The organism is Cryobacterium arcticum, from assembly GCF_001679725.1.
Taxonomy (GTDB): domain Bacteria; phylum Actinomycetota; class Actinomycetes; order Actinomycetales; family Microbacteriaceae; genus Cryobacterium; species Cryobacterium arcticum_A.
Window position 1 is genome coordinate 2,176,233 of record NZ_CP016282.1, and the last position, 17,561, is coordinate 2,193,793.

At 68.7% G+C, this 17,561-nt stretch carries 19 protein-coding genes and 1 tRNA gene; 4 read left to right on the forward strand and 16 right to left on the reverse strand.

Annotated elements, in window-relative coordinates:
- Nucleotides 1-5: 5 nt before the first annotated feature.
- From glgX to PA27867_RS09755, 3 genes are all read right to left on the reverse strand, one after another.
- Nucleotides 6-2,234: a glycogen debranching protein GlgX gene (glgX, locus tag PA27867_RS09745; protein WP_066595816.1), complete on the reverse strand. Its 2,229-nt coding sequence runs from the start codon at nucleotides 2,232-2,234 to the stop codon at nucleotides 6-8.
- A gap of 118 nt (nucleotides 2,235-2,352) precedes the next feature.
- On the reverse strand, nucleotides 2,353-3,387 hold the full coding sequence (locus PA27867_RS09750) for an LLM class flavin-dependent oxidoreductase (RefSeq protein ID WP_066595817.1): 1,035 nt from the start codon (nucleotides 3,385-3,387) through the stop codon (nucleotides 2,353-2,355).
- 154 nt (nucleotides 3,388-3,541) lie between these two features.
- Nucleotides 3,542-5,227 (reverse strand): ABC-F family ATP-binding cassette domain-containing protein, encoded by a 1,686-nt coding sequence (locus PA27867_RS09755; RefSeq protein WP_066595822.1) that lies wholly within the window; start codon nucleotides 5,225-5,227, stop codon nucleotides 3,542-3,544.
- Nucleotides 5,228-5,312: 85 nt separating this feature from the next.
- Between PA27867_RS09755 and PA27867_RS09760 the strand changes: the two genes are divergently transcribed.
- Both PA27867_RS09760 and PA27867_RS09765 read left to right on the forward strand, forming a co-directional pair.
- Nucleotides 5,313-6,515 carry a trans-sulfuration enzyme family protein gene (locus PA27867_RS09760; protein ID WP_066595825.1) on the forward strand — a complete coding sequence of 401 codons (1,203 nt, stop codon included), beginning with the start codon at nucleotides 5,313-5,315 and terminating at the stop codon, nucleotides 6,513-6,515.
- 129 nt (nucleotides 6,516-6,644) lie between these two features.
- Nucleotides 6,645-7,019 (forward strand): hypothetical protein, encoded by a 375-nt coding sequence (locus PA27867_RS09765; RefSeq protein WP_066595830.1) that lies wholly within the window; start codon nucleotides 6,645-6,647, stop codon nucleotides 7,017-7,019.
- A gap of 52 nt (nucleotides 7,020-7,071) precedes the next feature.
- On the opposite strand, the gene PA27867_RS09770 is transcribed toward PA27867_RS09765, so the two are convergent.
- The 6 genes from PA27867_RS09770 to PA27867_RS09795 form a co-directional block, all read right to left on the reverse strand.
- A complete protein-coding gene (locus PA27867_RS09770; RefSeq protein WP_157109168.1) occupies nucleotides 7,072-7,341 on the reverse strand; it encodes a hypothetical protein in 270 nt (89 codons plus the stop codon).
- Nucleotides 7,342-7,546: 205 nt separating this feature from the next.
- Nucleotides 7,547-8,848, reverse strand: coding sequence for a sensor histidine kinase (locus PA27867_RS09775; protein ID WP_157109169.1), 1,302 nt, complete (start codon nucleotides 8,846-8,848; stop codon nucleotides 7,547-7,549).
- 47 nt (nucleotides 8,849-8,895) lie between these two features.
- On the reverse strand, nucleotides 8,896-9,564 hold the full coding sequence (locus PA27867_RS09780; protein WP_208857248.1) for a response regulator transcription factor: 669 nt from the start codon (nucleotides 9,562-9,564) through the stop codon (nucleotides 8,896-8,898).
- A gap of 56 nt (nucleotides 9,565-9,620) precedes the next feature.
- On the reverse strand, nucleotides 9,621-10,031 hold the full coding sequence (locus tag PA27867_RS09785) for a YchJ family protein (protein WP_257783048.1): 411 nt from the start codon (nucleotides 10,029-10,031) through the stop codon (nucleotides 9,621-9,623).
- A 22-nt stretch (nucleotides 10,032-10,053) separates the two neighbouring features.
- Nucleotides 10,054-10,569, reverse strand: coding sequence for an SOUL family heme-binding protein (locus PA27867_RS09790; protein WP_066595846.1), 516 nt, complete (start codon nucleotides 10,567-10,569; stop codon nucleotides 10,054-10,056).
- A 56-nt stretch (nucleotides 10,570-10,625) separates the two neighbouring features.
- Nucleotides 10,626-10,976: a zinc ribbon domain-containing protein YjdM gene (locus tag PA27867_RS09795; protein WP_066599576.1), complete on the reverse strand. Its 351-nt coding sequence runs from the start codon at nucleotides 10,974-10,976 to the stop codon at nucleotides 10,626-10,628.
- A gap of 138 nt (nucleotides 10,977-11,114) precedes the next feature.
- Here PA27867_RS09795 and PA27867_RS09800 point away from each other — a divergent pair, with 138 nt between their 5' ends.
- Nucleotides 11,115-11,735, forward strand: coding sequence for a hypothetical protein (locus PA27867_RS09800; RefSeq protein ID WP_066595849.1), 621 nt, complete (start codon nucleotides 11,115-11,117; stop codon nucleotides 11,733-11,735).
- Nucleotides 11,732-12,553 (forward strand): PspA/IM30 family protein, encoded by an 822-nt coding sequence (locus PA27867_RS09805; RefSeq protein ID WP_066595858.1) that lies wholly within the window; start codon nucleotides 11,732-11,734, stop codon nucleotides 12,551-12,553. The genes PA27867_RS09800 and PA27867_RS09805 overlap by 4 nt, the downstream gene beginning before the upstream one ends.
- A 179-nt stretch (nucleotides 12,554-12,732) precedes the next feature.
- Here the strand turns inward: PA27867_RS09805 and PA27867_RS09810 are convergent.
- From PA27867_RS09810 to proB, 7 genes are all read right to left on the reverse strand, one after another.
- Nucleotides 12,733-12,805: transfer RNA gene (locus PA27867_RS09810), tRNA-Ala, on the reverse strand.
- A gap of 73 nt (nucleotides 12,806-12,878) precedes the next feature.
- Nucleotides 12,879-13,322, reverse strand: a complete 444-nt coding sequence (gene rsfS, locus PA27867_RS09815; protein WP_084020945.1) for a ribosome silencing factor — start codon at nucleotides 13,320-13,322, stop codon at nucleotides 12,879-12,881.
- A gap of 83 nt (nucleotides 13,323-13,405) precedes the next feature.
- Nucleotides 13,406-14,407 carry a hypothetical protein gene (locus PA27867_RS09820; RefSeq protein WP_157109170.1) on the reverse strand — a complete coding sequence of 334 codons (1,002 nt, stop codon included), beginning with the start codon at nucleotides 14,405-14,407 and terminating at the stop codon, nucleotides 13,406-13,408.
- Nucleotides 14,404-14,997 (reverse strand): nicotinate-nucleotide adenylyltransferase, encoded by a 594-nt coding sequence (gene nadD / locus PA27867_RS09825; RefSeq protein WP_157109171.1) that lies wholly within the window; start codon nucleotides 14,995-14,997, stop codon nucleotides 14,404-14,406. Before nadD ends, PA27867_RS09820 begins: the two co-directional genes overlap by 4 nt.
- A gap of 14 nt (nucleotides 14,998-15,011) precedes the next feature.
- Nucleotides 15,012-15,218 carry a hypothetical protein gene (locus tag PA27867_RS09830; RefSeq protein WP_066595868.1) on the reverse strand — a complete coding sequence of 69 codons (207 nt, stop codon included), beginning with the start codon at nucleotides 15,216-15,218 and terminating at the stop codon, nucleotides 15,012-15,014.
- A 137-nt stretch (nucleotides 15,219-15,355) separates the two neighbouring features.
- The gene (locus PA27867_RS09835) at nucleotides 15,356-16,648 is read right to left on the reverse strand and encodes a glutamate-5-semialdehyde dehydrogenase (protein ID WP_084021405.1); all 1,293 of its coding nucleotides are present in this window, start codon (nucleotides 16,646-16,648) and stop codon (nucleotides 15,356-15,358) included.
- Nucleotides 16,649-16,723: 75 nt separating this feature from the next.
- Nucleotides 16,724-17,533: a glutamate 5-kinase gene (gene proB, locus PA27867_RS09840; RefSeq protein WP_066599581.1), complete on the reverse strand. Its 810-nt coding sequence runs from the start codon at nucleotides 17,531-17,533 to the stop codon at nucleotides 16,724-16,726.
- Between the last annotated feature and the right edge of the window lie 28 nt (nucleotides 17,534-17,561).

Below are 17,561 nucleotides of genomic sequence, written 5' to 3' on the forward strand. Positions count from 1 at the left end.
GAGGGTTACGCGTGTCCTTCGGTCGCGGCGTACGGGTCAGGGAGCACCGGCAACGTGAGCGTCGCCGTCGGCGGGGACGGGTGGCTCGCCAGCGACGCGGCCACGGAGTGATCCGGCAGGGCCTCGGGTTCGTGGTACTCGCGGAGCACGACCAGTGAGCGTCCCTTCACGGTGTGGATGGCACCGGCCGGGCGGGGCAGCGAGTCGGCGCCCTCTCCCCCGGTGTCGATCACAATCTCCCAGGCCGGCGAGTACTCGTCGCTGGGCAGGGTGAACTCGACGTCCTCGCCATCCGCGTTGAAGAGCAGGATGAAGTTGACGTCGGTGACCTCCCGGCCACGCGAGTCGCGCTCGCGGATGCCCTGGCCGTTGAGGAACATCCCCACGGTGCGGGCGCGGCTTTCGTCCCAGTCCTCCGCCCGCATCTCCTCGCCGTCGGTGTTCAGCCAGACGATGTCCGCTAGCGGGTCGCCCTCGCCACGCTTGCCGGGGTGGCCGTCGAAGAAACGGCTGCGGCGGAAGGTGGGGTGTTCCTTGCGGAGGCGCACCACGGCGGCGGTGAACTCGATCAAAGGCACATCGGCCTCGTCCCAGTGGATCCAGCTCAGCTCGGAGTCCTGCGCGTAGGTGTTGTTGTTGCCGTGCTGGGTGCGGCCGAGCTCGTCACCGTGCAGGATCATCGGCACGCCTTGGGACAGCAGCGTGGTGGCGATGAAGTTGCGCTGCTGGCGGCCGCGCAGGGTGCGGATGGCGTCGTCGTCGGTGGGGCCCTCGACGCCCGAGTTCCACGACCGGTTGTGGCTCTCGCCGTCGTTGTTGCCCTCACCGTTGGCGTCGTTGTGCTTCTCGTTGTAGGAGACCAGGTCGTTGAGGGTGAAGCCGTCGTGTGCGGTGACGAAGTTGATCGAGGCGACCGGGCGGCGGCCTGAGTGCTCGTAGAGGTCGGCGGATCCGGAGATGCGCGAGGCGAACTCGCCGAGGGTGGAGGGTTCGCCACGCCAGAAGTCGCGCACGGTGTCGCGGTACTTCCCGTTCCACTCCGTCCACTGCGGCGGGAAGTTGCCGACCTGGTATCCGCCGGGGCCGACGTCCCAGGGCTCGGCGATGAGCTTGACCTGGGAGACGATCGGGTCCTGCTGTACGAGCTCGAAGAAAGTGGAGAGCTTGTCGACGTCGTACAGGTCGCGGGCGAGGGCGCTGGCCAGGTCGAACCGGAAACCGTCGACGTGCATCTCGATGGCCCAGTAGCGCAGCGAGTCCATGATCAGCTGCAGGGCGTGCGGGTGGCGCACGTTGAGCGTGTTGCCGGTTCCTGTGTAGTCCATGTAGTAACGGCCGTCGTCGTCCATCAAACGGTAGTAGGCGGCGTTGTCGATGCCCTTGAACGAGATGGTCGGGCCCAGGTGGTTGCCCTCAGCGGTGTGGTTGTAGACCACGTCGAGGATGACCTCGATGCCGGCGGCGTGCAGGTTCTTGACCATGCCCTTGAACTCCTGCACCTGCTGGCCGAGGTCGCCGCTGGAGGAGTACGCGTTGTGCGGGGCGAAGAACCCGATGGTGTTGTAGCCCCAGTAGTTGCTCAGGCCCTGGTCCTGCAGGGTGGAGTCGTTGACGAACTGGTGCACCGGCATCAGCTCGATGGCGGTGACGCCGAGCTTCTGCAGGTGCTCGATGACCGACGGATGCGCGACGGCCGCGTAGGTGCCGCGCTGGGACTCCGGCACCTCGCTCTGCAGCTGGGTGAGACCCTTGACGTGGGCCTCGTAGATCACCGTCTCGTTGTACGGGGTGCGCGGCGAGCGGTCGCCGGTCCAGTCGAAGAACGGGTTGACGACCACGCCCAACATCATGTGCGGGGCGGAGTCCTCGTCGTTGCGGGAGTCCGGGTCGCCGAAGTTGTAGGAGAACAGGGCCTGGTCCCAGTCCATGACGCCGCAGGTGGCCTTGGCGTATGGGTCGAGCAGCAGCTTGTTGGGGTTGGCGCGTTTGCCCTCGCTGGGGTTGTACTCACCGTGCACCCGGTAGCCGTAGCGCTGGCCCGGCTGCACCTCCGGCAGGTAGCAGTGCCAGACGAAGGCGCTGGACTCGCGGACCTCCACGGGGGTCTCGGCGCCGTTCTCGTCGAACAGGCACAGCTCCACCCGCTCGGCGGCCTCGCTGAACAGGGCGAAGTTCGTGCCGCTGCCGTCATAGGTCGCGCCGAGCGGGTAGGCAGATCCGGGCCAGGTTTCCACGGTGTACTCCTCGAGGAATGAATAAGCGAAAGGGGGAACGTGGGCGGTTTGCCTGAGCCGGGCCCACTCGTTCACGCTACCCCGTCCGAGGGGCCCTGCTCGCCCGCCGGGCCCGGGGTCAGGCCATGAGTTCGTGCACGATCGGGGCCACCTCGGTGCCGTAGAGCTCGATACTGTTCATGAGCTTCTCGTGCGACAGGGTGCCCAGGCTGTACTTCAGGTCGAACCGGGACAAGGACAGCCCGGTGGCCATCTTGGCGATCTTGGTGGCGACGGTCTGGGGCGATCCGACGAACAGCGCGCCGTCGGGTCCGGCGTCCTGCTCGAAGCGGGCCTTGGTGGCCGGTCCCCAGCCGCGCTCGCGGCCGATGCGGTCCTGCATGGCCCGGTAGTGCGGCCACATCTCCTCGCGGGCCTGCTCGTCGGTCGCGGCCACGTAGCCGGGCGAGTGCTCGCCGATGGGCAGCCGCTCGCGACCGAACTGGTCGAGGGCGCGGTGGTACAGGTCGGTGAACTGGGCGAACGCCAACGGTTCGCCGCCGATGATCGCGAGCATCAGGGGCAGGCCGTAATGGGCGGCGCGCACCACAGACTGCGGGCTGCCGCCCACGCCGATCCAGGTGCGGATGCTGCCCGACTCGGTGGGCGGGAACACTCGCTGGTCGGTCAGGGAGCCCCTGGTGGTACCGGTCCAGGTGACCGGCTCCTCCTTGAGCAGTTCGGTGAAGAGCTCGAGCTTCTCCTCGAACAGCTGCTCGTAGTCGCTCAGCTCCAGGCCGAACAGCGGAAACGACTCAGTGAAGGAGCCGCGACCGAGGATCACTTCTGCTCGACCATTTGAGACGGCGTCGAGGGTGGCGAAGCGCTGGAAGACCCGCACCGGGTCGTCGGAGCTGAGCACGGTGACGGCGGAGCCGAGCTTGATGGTGGAGGTCTGCCCGGCGATCGCGGCGAGGACGACCTCGGGGGCGGAGACGGCGAAGTCCTCCCGGTGGTGCTCACCGATGCCGAAGAAGCTCAGGCCCACCTGGTCGGCAAGTACCGCCTCGGCCACCACGTTCCGCAGTACCTGCGCGTGGCTGAGCAGGGTTCCGTCGGGGGCGTACGTGACGTCGCCGAACGTGTCGAGACCCAATTCCAGTGTCGGTGCCATGTGTCGTGCGCCCTTCCCATCAGTTTGTATGCATACGCATACTACGTCCCAACGGCCGCGTGGCCGGTTCTATTCCAGGTGCGTTCAGCGCTGCCGGTCCGGCGCTGCCGGTCCAGTACTGCCGGTTCAGTGCTGCCGCTCCAGTGCTGCCGGTTCAGCGCGCAGCGGATGCGGCGGCGCTGGTCTCGACGACCTGGCCGGCCTCGACCGCCCAGTGCCTGTCGAGGCGCACAGTGGACAGCATCCGTCGGTCGTGCGTCACCAGCAGCAGCGTACCCGTGTAGGAGTCCAGGGCCTGCTCGAGCTGTTCGATCGCGGCCAGGTCCAGGTGGTTGGTGGGCTCGTCGAGCACCAGCAGGTTGACGCCGGTGGCCTGGAGCAGGGCGAGTCCCGCGCGTGTGCGCTCGCCGGGCGAGAGGGCGTCGGCCGGCCGGTTGACGTGATCGGCGGTCAGCCCGAACTTGGCCAGCAGGGTGCGGATCTCTCCGGCGGCCAGGTCGGGCAGGCGCTCCTCGAAGATGGTCACCAGGCTCTGGTCACCGGTGACACTGGCCCGTGCCTGGTCGATCTCCCCGATCGCGACGCTCGTGCCCATGCTCGCCGACCCGGCATCGGGGACGCGACGGCCCAGCAGCGCCCGCAGCAGGGTGGTCTTGCCCGCGCCGTTCGGCCCCGTGATGCCGATGCGCTCCCCCGCATTGACCTGCAGCGACACGGGGCCGAAGACGAAGTCGCCCTGCCGCACGATCGCGTCGTTGAGGACCGACACGACGGTGCTCGACCGGGGGGCCGGGCCGATCGTGAACTCGAGCTTCCATTCCTTGCGCGGTTCGTCGACCTCGTCGAGCCTCTTGATTCGGCTCTCCATCTGACGGACCTTCTGGGCCTGCTTCTCACTGGACTCGGCGGAGGCCTTGCGGCGGATCTTGTCGTTGTCCGGCGCCTTCTTCATGGCGTTGCGCACGCCCTGGCTCGACCACTCGCGCTGGATGCGGGCGCGGCCGACCAGGTCGGCCTTCTTGTCGGCGAATTCGTCGAACGCGGCCCGCTTCTGCCGGCGGGCCGTTTCGCGTTCCTCGAGGTACGAGTCGTACCCGCCGCCGAAGACCCGGTTGGCGTTCTGGGCCAGATCCAATTCGAGTACCCGCGTCACGGAACGCGACAGGAACTCGCGGTCGTGGCTGACGAGCACGACACCGCCGCGGAGGCCTCGCACGAAGGACTCGAGCCGCTCGAGGCCGTCGAGGTCGAGGTCGTTGGTGGGTTCGTCGAGGAGGACGATGTCAAACCTGGACAGCAGCAGCGCCGCCAGGCCCACCCGCGCGACCTGGCCGCCGGACAGCGCCGTCATCGGGGCGTCCGCGGCGACATCGGCGTCCAGCGTGAGGCCGAGGTCGTGCAGGACACCCGGCACCCTGTCGTCGAGATCGGCCGCACCGCTGGCCAGCCATCGGTCGAGGGCGTGCGAGTAGACGTCGGCGGGGTCAGGGCCGCCGGGTGCGGCCGGTTCGGCGAGAGCGGCAGCCGCGACGTCCATCTCCCGGGTGGCCTCGGCGCATCCGGTGCGCCGGGCGATGTACTCCGAGACGGTCTCGCCGGGCACTCGCTCGTGTTCCTGCGGCAGCCAGCCCACGAAGGCATCCGCCGGTGAGAGCGAGACGCTGCCGGACGAGGGCTCGTCGATCCCGGCCAGCAGGCGCAGGAGGGTGGACTTGCCGGCACCGTTCACCCCCACCACGCCCACGACGTCTCCGGGCGCGACGGTGAGGTCGAGGGAGTCGAACAGTGTGCGGTGGGCGTAGCCGCCGGCCAGGCCCTTGGCGACGAGTGTTGCGGTCATGGCTCTAGTTTCCCATTCGCGACGCCGGCCGTCGCGCGGCGTCACACCCTCGCCCGCCGCTCATCGAGGTCATTACGCTGGCCTCATGACGGTTCGACCAGACAAGCATGCGCCGCAGTCCCTCGCCGAGTCCAGCCGCGCCGTGCACGCGGGCAACGACATCGACCCCGGCACAGGTGCGGTGCGCACCCCGATCGTCATGGCGAACTCGTACGCGCTCCCCGACGACCCCTCGACGATCAGCTGGTCGGGCACCGATGTTCCCCTCTACACCCGCAACAGCGGCGTCAACCAGCTCGGCCTGCAGCGTAAGTTGGCGCTCCTGGAGCACGGCGAGGACGCCGTGGCACTGGCCAGCGGCGTCGCCGCGCTGCACGCCGTGTTCTTCACCTTACTGCGCACGGGTGATCATGTCGTCGTCTCGGATGTCGCCTACGAGGCCACCTTCAAGCTCTTCCGCGAGCTCCTGCCCGACAAGTACGGCATCACGGCGACGTTCGTGGACACGAGCGACCCGGCGGCCGTCGCGGCGGCCCTCCGCCCCGAGACCCGCCTGGTGCACGTGGAGGCCATCGCCAACCCGACCACCCGGGTTGCCGACATCGCCGCGATCGCGGCCATCACCCGGGCGGCCGGCGTCCTGCTGTCGGTCGATTCGACGTTCACCCCGCCACCGGTGCTGCGTCCGCTCGATCTCGGCGCCGACCTCGTCGTGCACTCCCTCACCAAGTACATCAACGGCCACGGGGATGCCATGGGAGGGGCCGTGATCGGCTCCAGCACGTTGGTGCAGCGGATCAAGTCCGAGGCGATGGTGGACGTCGGCGGGGTGATCAGCCCGTTCAACGCCTGGTTGATCATGCGCGGGTCGGTCACGTTGCCGCTGCGGTTGCGCCAGCACACCGAGAGCGCCCAACTGGTCGCGGAGTTCCTGGCCGCCGACCCGCGGATCGCATATGTCGCCTACCCGGGGTTGCCGACGCATCCGCAGCATGAGCTGGCCGTTCGCCAGTTCCAGCACGGGTTCGGGGGCATGCTCGCCTTCGCCGTGACGGGCGACGCCGACGCCCAGAACCGGTTCGTGGCCCGGCTCCGGGTGATCACCTCCGCCGTCTCCCTCGGCCACGACGAGAGCCTGATCGTGCATGTGTCGGGCAGCGGGGCGCGGGCCGCCTACTGCCCGGAGGAATTCCAGCGGCTCGGGCACCTGCGGCTCTCGGTGGGGCTGGAGGACGCCGCCGACCTGATCGGGGATCTCGCGGCCGCCCTCGACGAGACCTTCGCCTGACGTCAGGCCGATCCGTCGGCCCGTGGATCGCCCCGTGCGATCGGTGCGGCGCGCGATGTTCCCTCGCGTTTGGGGTCACACTGGGGGAATATCGGGGGCTGTCCGGCCGCCCGCACGAACGGAGCGATCATGACCGAAGCCGATCTGCTGACTCGCTGGGCCGCGGCCCGGTGGCACATCATCGTGTCCCAGCTGGCACCCACCTTCCTGCTCACCGCCCTGATCGGGTTCACCGCGCTGGGGCTGGGCGACACCCCCGTCAGCGTGCGCATCGCCGCCGCCGGCGTGTTGCTCGCCTCCGGAATCCTGGGCGCTCTTGCGCAGATCGCCGCCGCGAATGAGGGCGGGGCGATCATCGAGGACCTGGCACTGGTGAGCGCACCGTCGGCCCTCAGCCGTCGGGTCATCGCGTCGGCCCCCTGGCTGAACGTGGTTCGATTCCTGACGCCCGCGATATTCGTGATCGTGTACATCGCCCTGCTGGCCGCGGTGTTCCTGGCCTAGCCTCACCGGTTGGGGCCTGGGGCCGGTGAGGCCCGCTCGCGGGGCACGGCGCTCAGGAACCCGACGACTGGGCGTGCGGCGCCTGGCCCTGGCCGGGCTGTACTGGTGCGGGCTGTACTGGTGCGGGCTGTACTGGTGCAGGCTGTGCCGGCACCGAATCGGACGGCACGGATGGGTCGGAGCTGCTCGTGCCCGCACCGGATGTGCCCGCACCGGCCACCCAGAGGAGGCCGGCGACCACGCCCCCGCCGACGACGCTGACAGCGCCGACGACAACGGTCACGGCCAGCGCGGCGGCCTTGCCTGTGCTTCTGATGCTCATGACGAATCCCTTTCCGACCCGGACGACCGCGACGGCGTCCATGCTCGAGGGCAACATCCCTCGGACCGGTCCTCCGTCGAGCATGCGACGGATTTCTTCCAGGATTCTTAGGTCGCGAAGCCTGTGCAGAACCGGTCGAGGGCAGCCTTGTGCAGGAACCCGTGGGCAACACCCCTCGGCTGCCGGGACACCGTCGGGTCTCCCGTCAGCGCCGGGCCGGAAGGGACACGGCCACGGTCGCCCCTCTGCCGCTGAGCGGCTCAATGGAGACGGAGCCGCCGTGCCGTGCCGCCACCTCGGCGACCAGGGCGAGGCCCAGGCCGTAGTGCCGTGGAGCGGCTGCATCTGCATCTGCATCTGCGACCGCGGCTGTGGGCGCGGCGGCGCCCGCCGGTACCCCGGCACGGGTGCTGGCGAATCGTTCGAAGGCGCGCGCGTCCGTGCCGGCGGGGAAACCGGGACCGTCGTCGCTGACCCGGATGACCGCGTTCGCGCCGACGATCTGCACGTCCACCCGCACGCTGTGCACGGCATGGTCCACGGCGTTGGACACCAGTGCCGTGAACAGCCGGTGCAGGGCGATTCTCGCGCCGTTCACCATGACCGGGGCGGCGGACCCGGTGCGCTCCAGCGTAAGGTTCTGGTGCTCGGCGGCCGGCCTCAACGAGGCGACCGCTTCGTCGGCGAGTGCGGCGATGTCCAGCGGCTGCTGCTCGAGGACCTCGCGCGGATCGGCCGCGATCAACAGGTCTTCGAGGATTTCGGTGAGCATCCGTGAATCCTGCACGATCTCGTCGACCTGTCCGCGAATCTGGGCCGATGCTCCCGGGGCTCCGTCGTCGTCGGGCCCGGTCAGCGCCGGGAGCCGGCGCCGTAACATCTGGGCTCTGGTGCTGAGGACCGTGAGCGGGGTGCGGAGTTCGTGACTGGCGTCGGCGACGAACCTGCGCTGGAGGGCGAGGGCCTCGGCCAGGGGCTGCATAGCGCGCCGCGCCATCCAGGTGGCCAGGAACCACGCGGCGACGGCAGCCAGGATGCCGGACACGGAGAGTGCCAGGATCAGCCGGCCCCGTTCCTCATCACGTTGGTGCTGGTCGACGGCCACCTGGGTGAGGTGCGGACCGTCCTGGCTGGTGAGCACCCGGTAGTCGTGTCCGTCGATGCTCACGGAACTCTCCACGGGCTTCCCGGTCTCGGCGACGGACCGCAGGGCGTCCTCGTCGGGAAGTTGGGCGGGCAGGTCCCGGGAGGTGCGGAGCCTGCCGTCGTCGACGACGATGAGGTAGACGCCGTCGGGAGCCTCGTCCGGGGAGTCGATCGAGGCGCTGTTGCGCAGCTCCTGATCGGATGCCTCCTGCTGGCCCGCGCTGACGATGCCCAGCACGAGCCCGCCCACGAGAAGCAGCAGGACCACAATGAGGCCGGTGAACTGCATGGCGAGACGCCGCGCGGCCAGGCGCAGCTCAGGATCGTCCGTGCGGTCCGTCCGCGCGCCGGTTGACAGCATGGCCGTCCTGCCCAGGGCCGTGCGTGGCCGGCCGGTGTCCGCGCGGTTCACAGCGGGCGTCCGATCCGGTAGCCGATACCGCGCACGGTGTGCACACAATCGCGGCCCAGTTTCTTGCGCAGGTAGTGCACGTACGTGTCGACAACGCCTTCGTCGTCGGCGTCAGGGAAGACCACGCTGAGCAGATCCTCGCGCGGGTACGTCTGATCCGGACGACGGGCGAGTCTCTCCAGAAGATCGCACTCGCGTTCGGACAGGGTCACCGTTCCGCCCGCGTCGAGGGTGACCTCGCGGTCGGCGACGCTGAGCTGGCCTCGGGGAACCCGCAGCACGGGAACCGTCGAGACCGTCCGCCGACGCAAAGCCCTCAGACGCGCCAGGAGCTCATCCAGGTCGAACGGCTTGGCCAGGTAGTCCTCGGCGCCCCGGTCCAACCCCTCCACCCGATCGGCAGGGTTGCCCAGGGCCGAGAGCACCAGCACCGGGGTCAGGACGCCGCCCGCGCGGAGTTTCGTGAGAACGTCCAGTCCGTTGATCACGGGCAGGCCACGGTCCAGCAGGATCACATCGAAGTCCTGGGTCAGCCCGGCATGCAGCGCACGCTGCCCGTCCCTGGCAACGGTCACGACGTATCCCTCGCTGCCGAGCAGCTCCTGGAGCATGCCGGAGAGCCGAGCCTCGTCTTCGACGACCAGGATGCGCGGATCGTCTTCCATGAGCAAAGTATGCGCCTTCTGCAGGCCGGTAGGTGTCACGGCGTCGCGTCCGGCGGTCAGTCGAGCGCGTCCAGGTAGAGCCAGCTACCGTCGATCCTGGCGAAACGGCTCACCTCGTGTTGCTCACCGGGCTGCCCGTCCTGCCGATAGTGCGCCGTGAATTCCACGCTCCCCTCGGTGTCGAACGGTCCGCCCCGCACCGCGCGCCCGATGTCCAACCGCACCCAGCGCAGCGTGGGGTCCAGTTCCAGGGTCTCCGGCCGGGTGCTCGGATGCCAGGTGCGCAGCAGGTAGTCGGCATCCGCGACGGCGAAGGCCGCATACCGTGATCGCATCAGCGCCTCGGCCGTGGCCGCCCGCGCGTCGCCGAGATGCAGCCGCCCACAGCAGTCGGCGTAGCTCATCCCGCTCAGGCAGGGGCAACGGTCCGGGGTGGGAGACGACGACGACGGATCGGAGAGGGTCACAGAGCCATTCTCCGTCATCGGGTTACGCCGAGGTCACCCGCACCAAGACCTCGTGGCGGGTGAGGAGGCCGGCGGCGGGCTTCGGGTCGACGCGGGCGTAGTACACGGGGCCGTCGGGCAGGAGGTCGGCCGCCAGCACCTGCCCGAGCAGTTGCAGCCCGCGGTCGACGAACCGGCGGGTACTCCAGCCGCCGCGGAAGCGCAGGGCGGCCGCCTCGAATGCGGGCACTGCGCGCACGGTCACCGCGTCATCCAACGGCGACGGAACGGCGCGTGGGTCCAGCTGGCCCGGAAGCACCACGCTGACCAGATGGGTGTCTTCGCCGGCCTCCTCGTGCAGCACCGGGGCCGTCAGGGCGAACCGGGTCGCAGAGCTGTTGTGGCCCCGGAGATACCGAAGCAACGGCCGCACGCCCCGGCCCGCCGCTCCCGTGACGTCTCCGCGCACCCGCACCTGCAGCTGGATGCTGTCGGGATAGCGGCGGACGTCGAAACCGGGGAATGCCCGCACCACCGTGTACGGCTGAGGCTCGGTCATGCCACGGAGTGTAATCCAGGTGCCCCGGATGGGGGTGGAATCGGGTTCGCTCCCGATCAGGCCTTCTTGACCACCCCGGACTTGAGCTGCATGGACACGCCTTCGATCCGGCATTCGATGTCGTGGTCGCCCACGCCCTGGCGCAGCCTGATGCCGCGCACCTTGGTGCCGACCTTGATCACGTTGGAACTGCCCTTGATCTTGAGGTCCTTGATGATGGTGACCGAGTCGTGGTCGGCCAGGACGGTCCCGAACGCATCGGTGATGACAGCGTCCTGTGCCGGTTCATCGACGGCGACAGACTCGGCCGTCCACTCGTGGCCGCAGAGCGGACAGACCAGCAGTGCCCCCATCTCATAGGACATGTCGCTGGAGCATTCCGGGCACGGGGGCAGGGTCTCATTCACCTCCTCATCGTAGGGCGCGCGTGGTGACGGCTCCGCCACGTGATTCCCTGACAATTCCCCAGTTTCCGGCGTACCTTACCGGGTAGATCGTGCCGTGTTCGCTGGCGCGACTCGCCCAGCAGAATTCGGGAGGCAGCAATGGGTGTGCTCATCGAGGTCCTGGCCGCACTGGGAACCATCGTTCTCGTGTCGACGTTGACGGTGGTGCTGATCGGCCGCACGGTCTTCACGCGGATGCGCCGCAGCCGAGCGGTGAACCGTGGGCTGCTTCGCACCCGGGCGACTCTGAGCGTTGGGCCGCAGCACGAGATCCTGGCGCAGCGGGTGCGGCTGCGGGATTCGTTGTACAGCGGGCATGCCGCCCTCGATATCGCGGGTCGCAGCGCCGGTCCGCACGGCGAACTGAAACGGCTGTTCCGCCGGATCGAGGGCGAAGCCGAGACCGTGGATGCCCATCTGCTCCTGCTGTCCTCGGAGACCGAACCCGAGGTGCTGCGCGGAGCCCTGCCGCTGGCCGTTCACCGGGTCGACCAGGTGACCGGGCTGGTGCGCAAGGTGCGCGCGGCGGTCGCCGCCGGACTCGGCGGGTTCAGCGACGACGCCCTTCTCACCCTGCAACTCGAGGTCGACCGGGAGATCGCCGCCCTCGACGCCGGCATGGCGCAGTTGCACACCTTGAACCATCCGGATGCGCAGCCGCCGTCGAAAGCGTCGTCTCGCCACCTGGATACCCACCTTGACCGAGGGAACCACTCATGACCTTCACTTCACGGCTCCGCGTGATCTTCCGCAGCAAGGCCTCCCACACCCTGGACCGGCTGGAAGACCCACGCGAAGCACTCGACGACAGTTACGAGCAACTCGTCGCCATGCTGCAGCAGGTGCGACGCGGTTTGGCCGATGTGGCCACGGCGAAGAAACGGCTCGAACTCCAGGGGCAGGAGATGGGCGCCCGGCACCGCCGATTGGGCGACCAGGCGCAGGAGGCCCTCACCCAGGGCCGCGAGGACCTCGCCCGCACGGCCCTTGAGCGCCGTTCTCTGCTCGAGGGACAGGTGGCCTCGCTCCGGGACCAGTACACGGCGCTACAGCAGCAGCAGGAGCGTCTGCAGGCCAACGAGCGTCGCCTCGCCGACCGCGTTGCCGCGTTCCGCACCGAGAAGGAAACGATCAAGGCCACCTACGCGGCATCCGAAGCCCAGGCACGGGCCAATGAGGCCGCGGCCGGGATCGGCTCCGAGATGAGCGATGTCGGCGTCACCCTCGACAGGGCCAAGGACCGGGTGGCCCAGATGAAGGCGAGGGCCGCCGCCACGGACGAGCTGCTCGCCAGCGGGGCGCTGAACGATCTGACGGCGCCGCCGGACGACGACCTGGAGCGCCAGCTCTCCTCCGGCGCCACCCGCGCGGATGTCGAACGCCAGCTGCAGGCGATGAAGGACGCGGCAGCCGGCGGCACCCCGTCAGGTTCGACGGGTGGCGCGACAGGCGCGACGGCGGGTGGCACAGCGGGTGGTGCGGCCGGAAACGGACCGGACGGCTGGCTCAGTATCGGCCGTGGGCCTGCCGCCGGGTAGGCCGGGTGCGTCCCGGCCCACGCCCCCGTCCTTGCGATGACCGACGGGCCGTCCGGCTCGGTCGACAGTCTCCTCGATGCGTGCGGAAAATTCTCTGAAAATCTTTTTCCCACCGGGTCTGCAGCGGCATGCAAAAACCCCCGATGACTACTGTCATCGGGGGTTTTTGTATTTTGTTGTGGATCCGAGGGGATTCGAACCCCTGACCCCCTGCATGCCATGCAGGTGCGCTACCAGCTGCGCCACGGACCCAGACTTTGTTTCGAATTCCTCCGAAACAACTTCATTAGGTTACTACATGTTTTGAGTGGTCGCGAACCAAACGCTAGTCCGCGGCATCAATTTCGACCACGGATTCGGTCGGGGACGCCACTGCGGGCTCCACGACGGGCTCGTCGAGGGCACGTGCGCTGGGCAGATCGATCGGGATGACCGGGCAGTCCTTCCAGAGTCGTTCGAGGGAGTAGTAGACCCGCTCTTCTTCGTGGAACACGTGCACGACCAGGTCGCCGAAGTCGACGAGGACCCAGCGGCCCTCGGCACGCCCCTCACGACGCAGCGGCTTGTAGCCGGCCTCGATGAGCTTGTCCTCGATCTCGCCGGCGATCGCGACGACGTTGCGCTCGGAGCGTCCGGTGACGATGAGGAAGATGTCGGCCAACGGCAACGGGTTGGAAACGTCGATAGCTACGAGGTCCTCCCCCGCTTTCGAGTCGGCGGCGGCGGCAGCCACCTTGAGGAGCTCGAGAGCGTGGGCAGAAGCGGTCATCGATTGAATCCCTGAGTTAGTAAAAGCGAAAAGGATGGCATAAGAAGAAACGAGACTAGTCGGTCACCGGAAAGCATGGATCACTAGTAGATATTGAAGGCGTAGCCGACCACGAAGAGTGACAGCACGCCGATGGCGAGCACCGCCGCGGTGATGGCGAGAACCGTCGGCAGTGACGCTCCCCGTTTGCGCGGCGGCGTCATGACGCCGCGGGTGGAGGTGTGGGTGCTGACGGCGCGGCTCGCGCTCACGGGAGCGACGTCGTTGTGGTGGCCGCCCTCGTCGAGCTGGTCCAGCATCCGGTCCATCTCGGACGAGTCAAAGAGGTTGGGGTGCTGGCCAGTGGCGCCGAGGCTGCGCGGCAGGTCGATGGAACCGGTGATCATGATCTCGCCGGTGCTGGTGATCGGACCGGCCGGGCCCTGCCTGGGGATCGACGGCAGGATCAGGGCGTTGGTCGTCGTCGGTATTCCGCCCGCCCCGACGCCCCGACCGACGAGGTCGTCGAAGGTCTGGTCGTCGCGACGGCCGATGGTCTCGATGTGGCTGTCGTCTTCGCGGTCGACCGACCAGTGGCCGATGGGCGGGTGCAGCCCGCTGGATGCGGGGGCGGGATTCAGCGATGGCGCGTCGTCGGTGCCGGCGTCCCGGTTCGCGGGGACAGCCGCCGGCGCCAGCTGGCGTTCGTCGGGAGTCCCGTTGTGAGCTGAATGGTCGTCGGCTGCACGTTCATCGGCTGCATGCCCGTCATCTGCACCGTCGGTGCTCGCCGTTGCCGCGGCCTGCAGAGCACGCAGTTCGCGGCGGCTCAGAGTGCGGCCGGTGTCCTGCACCATGGCAGGCTCGGGGATCGGCAATGGAGCCGGAGCGGGGCGGGCAGGTTCAGCACGTTCGACGGGCGGCGCGGTGTGCCGGGAGTGGTGTTCGTCGGGCTCGATCGGCGCCGGGGAGGAGGTGGGGCGAGGTTCGGGGGACGCGGGCGACTCGTCGTTCGAACGGTCCTCTGCAGAGACCGGTTCGTTTTCCCGGGCCAACTCGCGCAACTGTCGTCGCGTCAGTGGCTGCGGGCTATTACCCAACGTCATGCCACACTCCGATACAGGTGATGCTTTGAGATGTACTGGACAACCCCGTCGGGGACCAAGTACCAGACCGGGAATCCCCGGTTCACGCGTTCCCGGCAGTCGGTGGACGAAATGGCCAGAGCCGGAACCTCCAACAAGCTTACGTCCTGGTTAGGTAAACCTGAAATGCTCAGATCATGTCCCGGTCGACTCACAGCCACGAAATGCGCCAGCTTCCACAGTTCGGCGGCGTCCTTCCAGCCCAGGATCTGGGTGATGGCGTCGGCTCCGGTGATGAAGAAGAGTTCGGCGTCCGGACGTTCCGCGTGCAGGTCTCGCAGCGTGTCGATGGTGAAGGTGGGGCCGGTACGGTCGATGTCGACCCGGCTCACCGTGAAGCGTGGGTTTGACGCCGTGGCGATCACGGTCATGAGGTAGCGGTGCTCGGCCACGGTCACGTCGTGCTTCTGCCACGGCTGCCCGGTCGGCACGAAGATGACCTCGTCGAGATCGAAGCTCTGCGCGACCTCGCTGGCCGCCACAAGGTGCCCATGGTGGATCGGATCGAAGGTTCCGCCCATCACTCCGATGCGTGGGCGGTGCCGGGTCACAGTCGGCCGTTCGGTTAGTGGCCGCCGTGGCTGGACGCGCCACCGTGCGCGGCCGCGTACGCGTTCGCCTTTGCACTGTGGCGGTTGGCGACGTCGCGGAAGCTCCACAGGACGAAACCGAGGGCCGCGAAGATCACGAGGGCCACCAGGCCGTAGACCCAGGTGGGCACGGGCAGTTGGGCGTGCTCGACCTCGGCCAGGACAGCGGTCAGGAACAACATGGAATCTCCGTTCGGGGAAGCGTGGGGTCAATCGGAAGCCACGACGGGCGGCACCGGTACCGCGACCAGTCTAGCGGGGCGACCCGCCCGCACCGGGAGGGGCTCCCGCACGGCGCCGTCGGTGCGCCGAAGACACGCTAGGACCGGATCTGGCCGGATCCGCGGACGATCCATTTGGTGCTCGTGAGTTCCGGCAGGCCCATGGGCCCCCGCGCGTGCAGCTTCTGGGTGGAGATACCGACCTCGGCGCCGAAGCCGAACTCGCCCCCGTCGGTGAAGCGGGTTGAGGCGTTGACCATCACGGCGGCGGAGTCCACCTCGCCCAGAAAGCGTTCGGCGTTGACGATGTCGTTGGTGATGATCGACTCGGTGTGACCGGTGGAGTACCGGCGGATGTGCGCGATGGCCTCGTCGAGGTCGGCGACGACCGCCACGGACAGGTCCAGGCTCATGTACTCGGTGGACCAGTCTTCCTCGGTGGCCGGCACCGCGGCCGGGAACAGGGCACGCACCGCCGCATCCCCGTGAATGGTCACGCCGGCCTCGGCGAGTCGGCCCAGAACAGCCGGCAGCAGCCGCGCGGCCGCGGCCTCGTGCACGAGCACGGTCTCGACGGCGTTGCAGACACTGGGTCGCTGCACCTTGGCGTTGTGCACGATGTCCGTGGCCCACGCGAGATTCGCGGAGTCGTCGAGGAAGATGTGCACCACGCCGGCTCCGGTTTCGATGACGGGCACGGTGGATTCGGTCACGACGGCCTGGATCAGCCCTGCGCTGCCCCGGGGAATCAGCACGTCCACGAATCCGCGGGCCTGCATCAGACGAGTGGCGCCGGCACGGCCGTACGGGTCGATGGTCTGCACGGACTCCCCCGGCAGCCCGGCCGCGACGAGTGCCTGCTGAATCAGGTCCACGAGCACCCGGTTCGAGTTCTCGGCGGCCGATCCGCCGCGGAGAACCGCGGCGTTGCCGCTCTTGAGGGCCAGGGCGGCGATGTCGACGGTCACATTGGGCCGCGCCTCGTAGATGACACCGACCACACCGAACGGCACACGGACCTGGCTGATCTTGACGCCGTTGGGCAGGCTGCTGCCCCGCACCACCTCGCCGACCGGGTCCGTGAGCAGTTCGATCTCGGCCACGGCGTCGGCGAGAGAGCGGATGCGGGCCTCGTCCAGCGTCAGTCGGTCCAGCAGTGCCGCGCTCAGGCCGTTGTCCGCGCCGACAGAGAGATCGACCGCGTTGGCCGCGACGATCCCGGCGACGTTGTCGCGGAGCGCCTGGGCGATGCCGCGCAGGGCGCGATTCTTCACCTGGGTGGGCGCTGAGGCGAGAGCCAGGGAGGCCTGGCGTGCCGCGGTGAGCAGAGCGGTGAGGCCGTCCGCGGTGTCAGAGACGCCACGGTCGCCGGACCCGACGCGTGCGGGCATGGCGTCCGGCACCGTCCCCGCCTGGTCCTCGGTGGGCGGCAGGGCGACGGGGCGGGTCTGCGACATGCCCCTAGTTTAGGACAGCTCGTGTCCGGCGGTACGCCCGCCGACAGCGGGTTCAGCAGGCTCGAACCAGGTGCCGATGGCGTCTCCCCTGAGCGCCTCGGCGACGAGCGCCGTGGAGGTCACGAGCACGGCGGTTCCCGCATCCTGGGCGATCCGGGCGGCGGACACCTTGGTGCCCGCTCCTCCCGTGCCCACGCCGGACAGCGAGGAGCCGAACTCCACATCGGGCAGGGTGTCACCCACGGCGACGTGGTCGATGCGCTCGGCGCCGGGCAGGTGCGGCGGCCGGGTGTACAGGGCATCCACGTCGCTGAGCAGCACGAGCAGGTCGGCCTTCACCAGCGTGGCGACGAGGGCGGCGAGCCTGTCGTTGTCGCCGAACCGGATCTCGTGGGTGGCGACGGTGTCGTTCTCGTTCACGATCGGCAGGATACGCAGCCCGAGCAGGCGCTCCATGGCGCGCTGCGCGTTGCTGCGCGGCGACGCGTTCTCGAGGTCCCCGGCCGTGAGGAGCACCTGGCCCGCGATGATGTCGTACCGGTCGAGGCTGTCCTGGTACCGGAAGATGAGGAGGTTCTGGCCCACCGACGCCGCGGCCTGCTGGGTCGCGAGATCGGTAGGGCGCTCGTCGAGCTGCAGGTAGGGCATGCCGGTGGCGATGGCGCCGGAGGAGACCAGGACCACCTCGGCGCCGCGCCCGTGCGCCGACGCCAGGGCGTCGACGAGGGGTGCGATCTGGCCGACGTTGGCGCCGCTGATCGAGGACGATCCGACCTTGACGACGATGCGTCTGGCCGTGGCGATGCCGCTGCGCTCCAGGCGGCGCCGGGCGGCGCCGCTCACCCCT

Excerpts from the sequence above, each read along its gene's own strand:
- PA27867_RS09750 (WP_066595817.1), bottom strand. The coding sequence starts at position 3,387 with ATGGCACCGACACTGGAATTGGGTCTCGACACGTTCGGCGACGTCACG.
- PA27867_RS09820 (WP_157109170.1), bottom strand. The coding sequence starts at position 14,407 with ATGACGTTGGGTAATAGCCCGCAGCCACTGACGCGACGACAGTTGCGC.
- PA27867_RS09790 (WP_066595846.1), bottom strand. The coding sequence starts at position 10,569 with ATGACCGAGCCTCAGCCGTACACGGTGGTGCGGGCATTCCCCGGTTTC.
- PA27867_RS09835 (WP_084021405.1), bottom strand. The coding sequence starts at position 16,648 with ATGCCCGCACGCGTCGGGTCCGGCGACCGTGGCGTCTCTGACACCGCG.
- PA27867_RS09760 (WP_066595825.1), top strand. The coding sequence starts at position 5,313 with ATGACGGTTCGACCAGACAAGCATGCGCCGCAGTCCCTCGCCGAGTCC.
- PA27867_RS09780 (WP_208857248.1), bottom strand. The coding sequence starts at position 9,564 with ATGGAAGACGATCCGCGCATCCTGGTCGTCGAAGACGAGGCTCGGCTC.
- PA27867_RS09830 (WP_066595868.1), bottom strand. The coding sequence starts at position 15,218 with ATGTTGTTCCTGACCGCTGTCCTGGCCGAGGTCGAGCACGCCCAACTG.
- PA27867_RS09765 (WP_066595830.1), top strand. The coding sequence starts at position 6,645 with ATGACCGAAGCCGATCTGCTGACTCGCTGGGCCGCGGCCCGGTGGCAC.
- PA27867_RS09800 (WP_066595849.1), top strand. The coding sequence starts at position 11,115 with ATGGGTGTGCTCATCGAGGTCCTGGCCGCACTGGGAACCATCGTTCTC.
- PA27867_RS09775 (WP_157109169.1), bottom strand. The coding sequence starts at position 8,848 with ATGCTGTCAACCGGCGCGCGGACGGACCGCACGGACGATCCTGAGCTG.
- PA27867_RS09770 (WP_157109168.1), bottom strand. The coding sequence starts at position 7,341 with ATGAGCATCAGAAGCACAGGCAAGGCCGCCGCGCTGGCCGTGACCGTT.
- PA27867_RS09755 (WP_066595822.1), bottom strand. The coding sequence starts at position 5,227 with ATGACCGCAACACTCGTCGCCAAGGGCCTGGCCGGCGGCTACGCCCAC.
- PA27867_RS09805 (WP_066595858.1), top strand. The coding sequence starts at position 11,732 with ATGACCTTCACTTCACGGCTCCGCGTGATCTTCCGCAGCAAGGCCTCC.
- rsfS (WP_084020945.1), bottom strand. The coding sequence starts at position 13,322 with ATGACCGCTTCTGCCCACGCTCTCGAGCTCCTCAAGGTGGCTGCCGCC.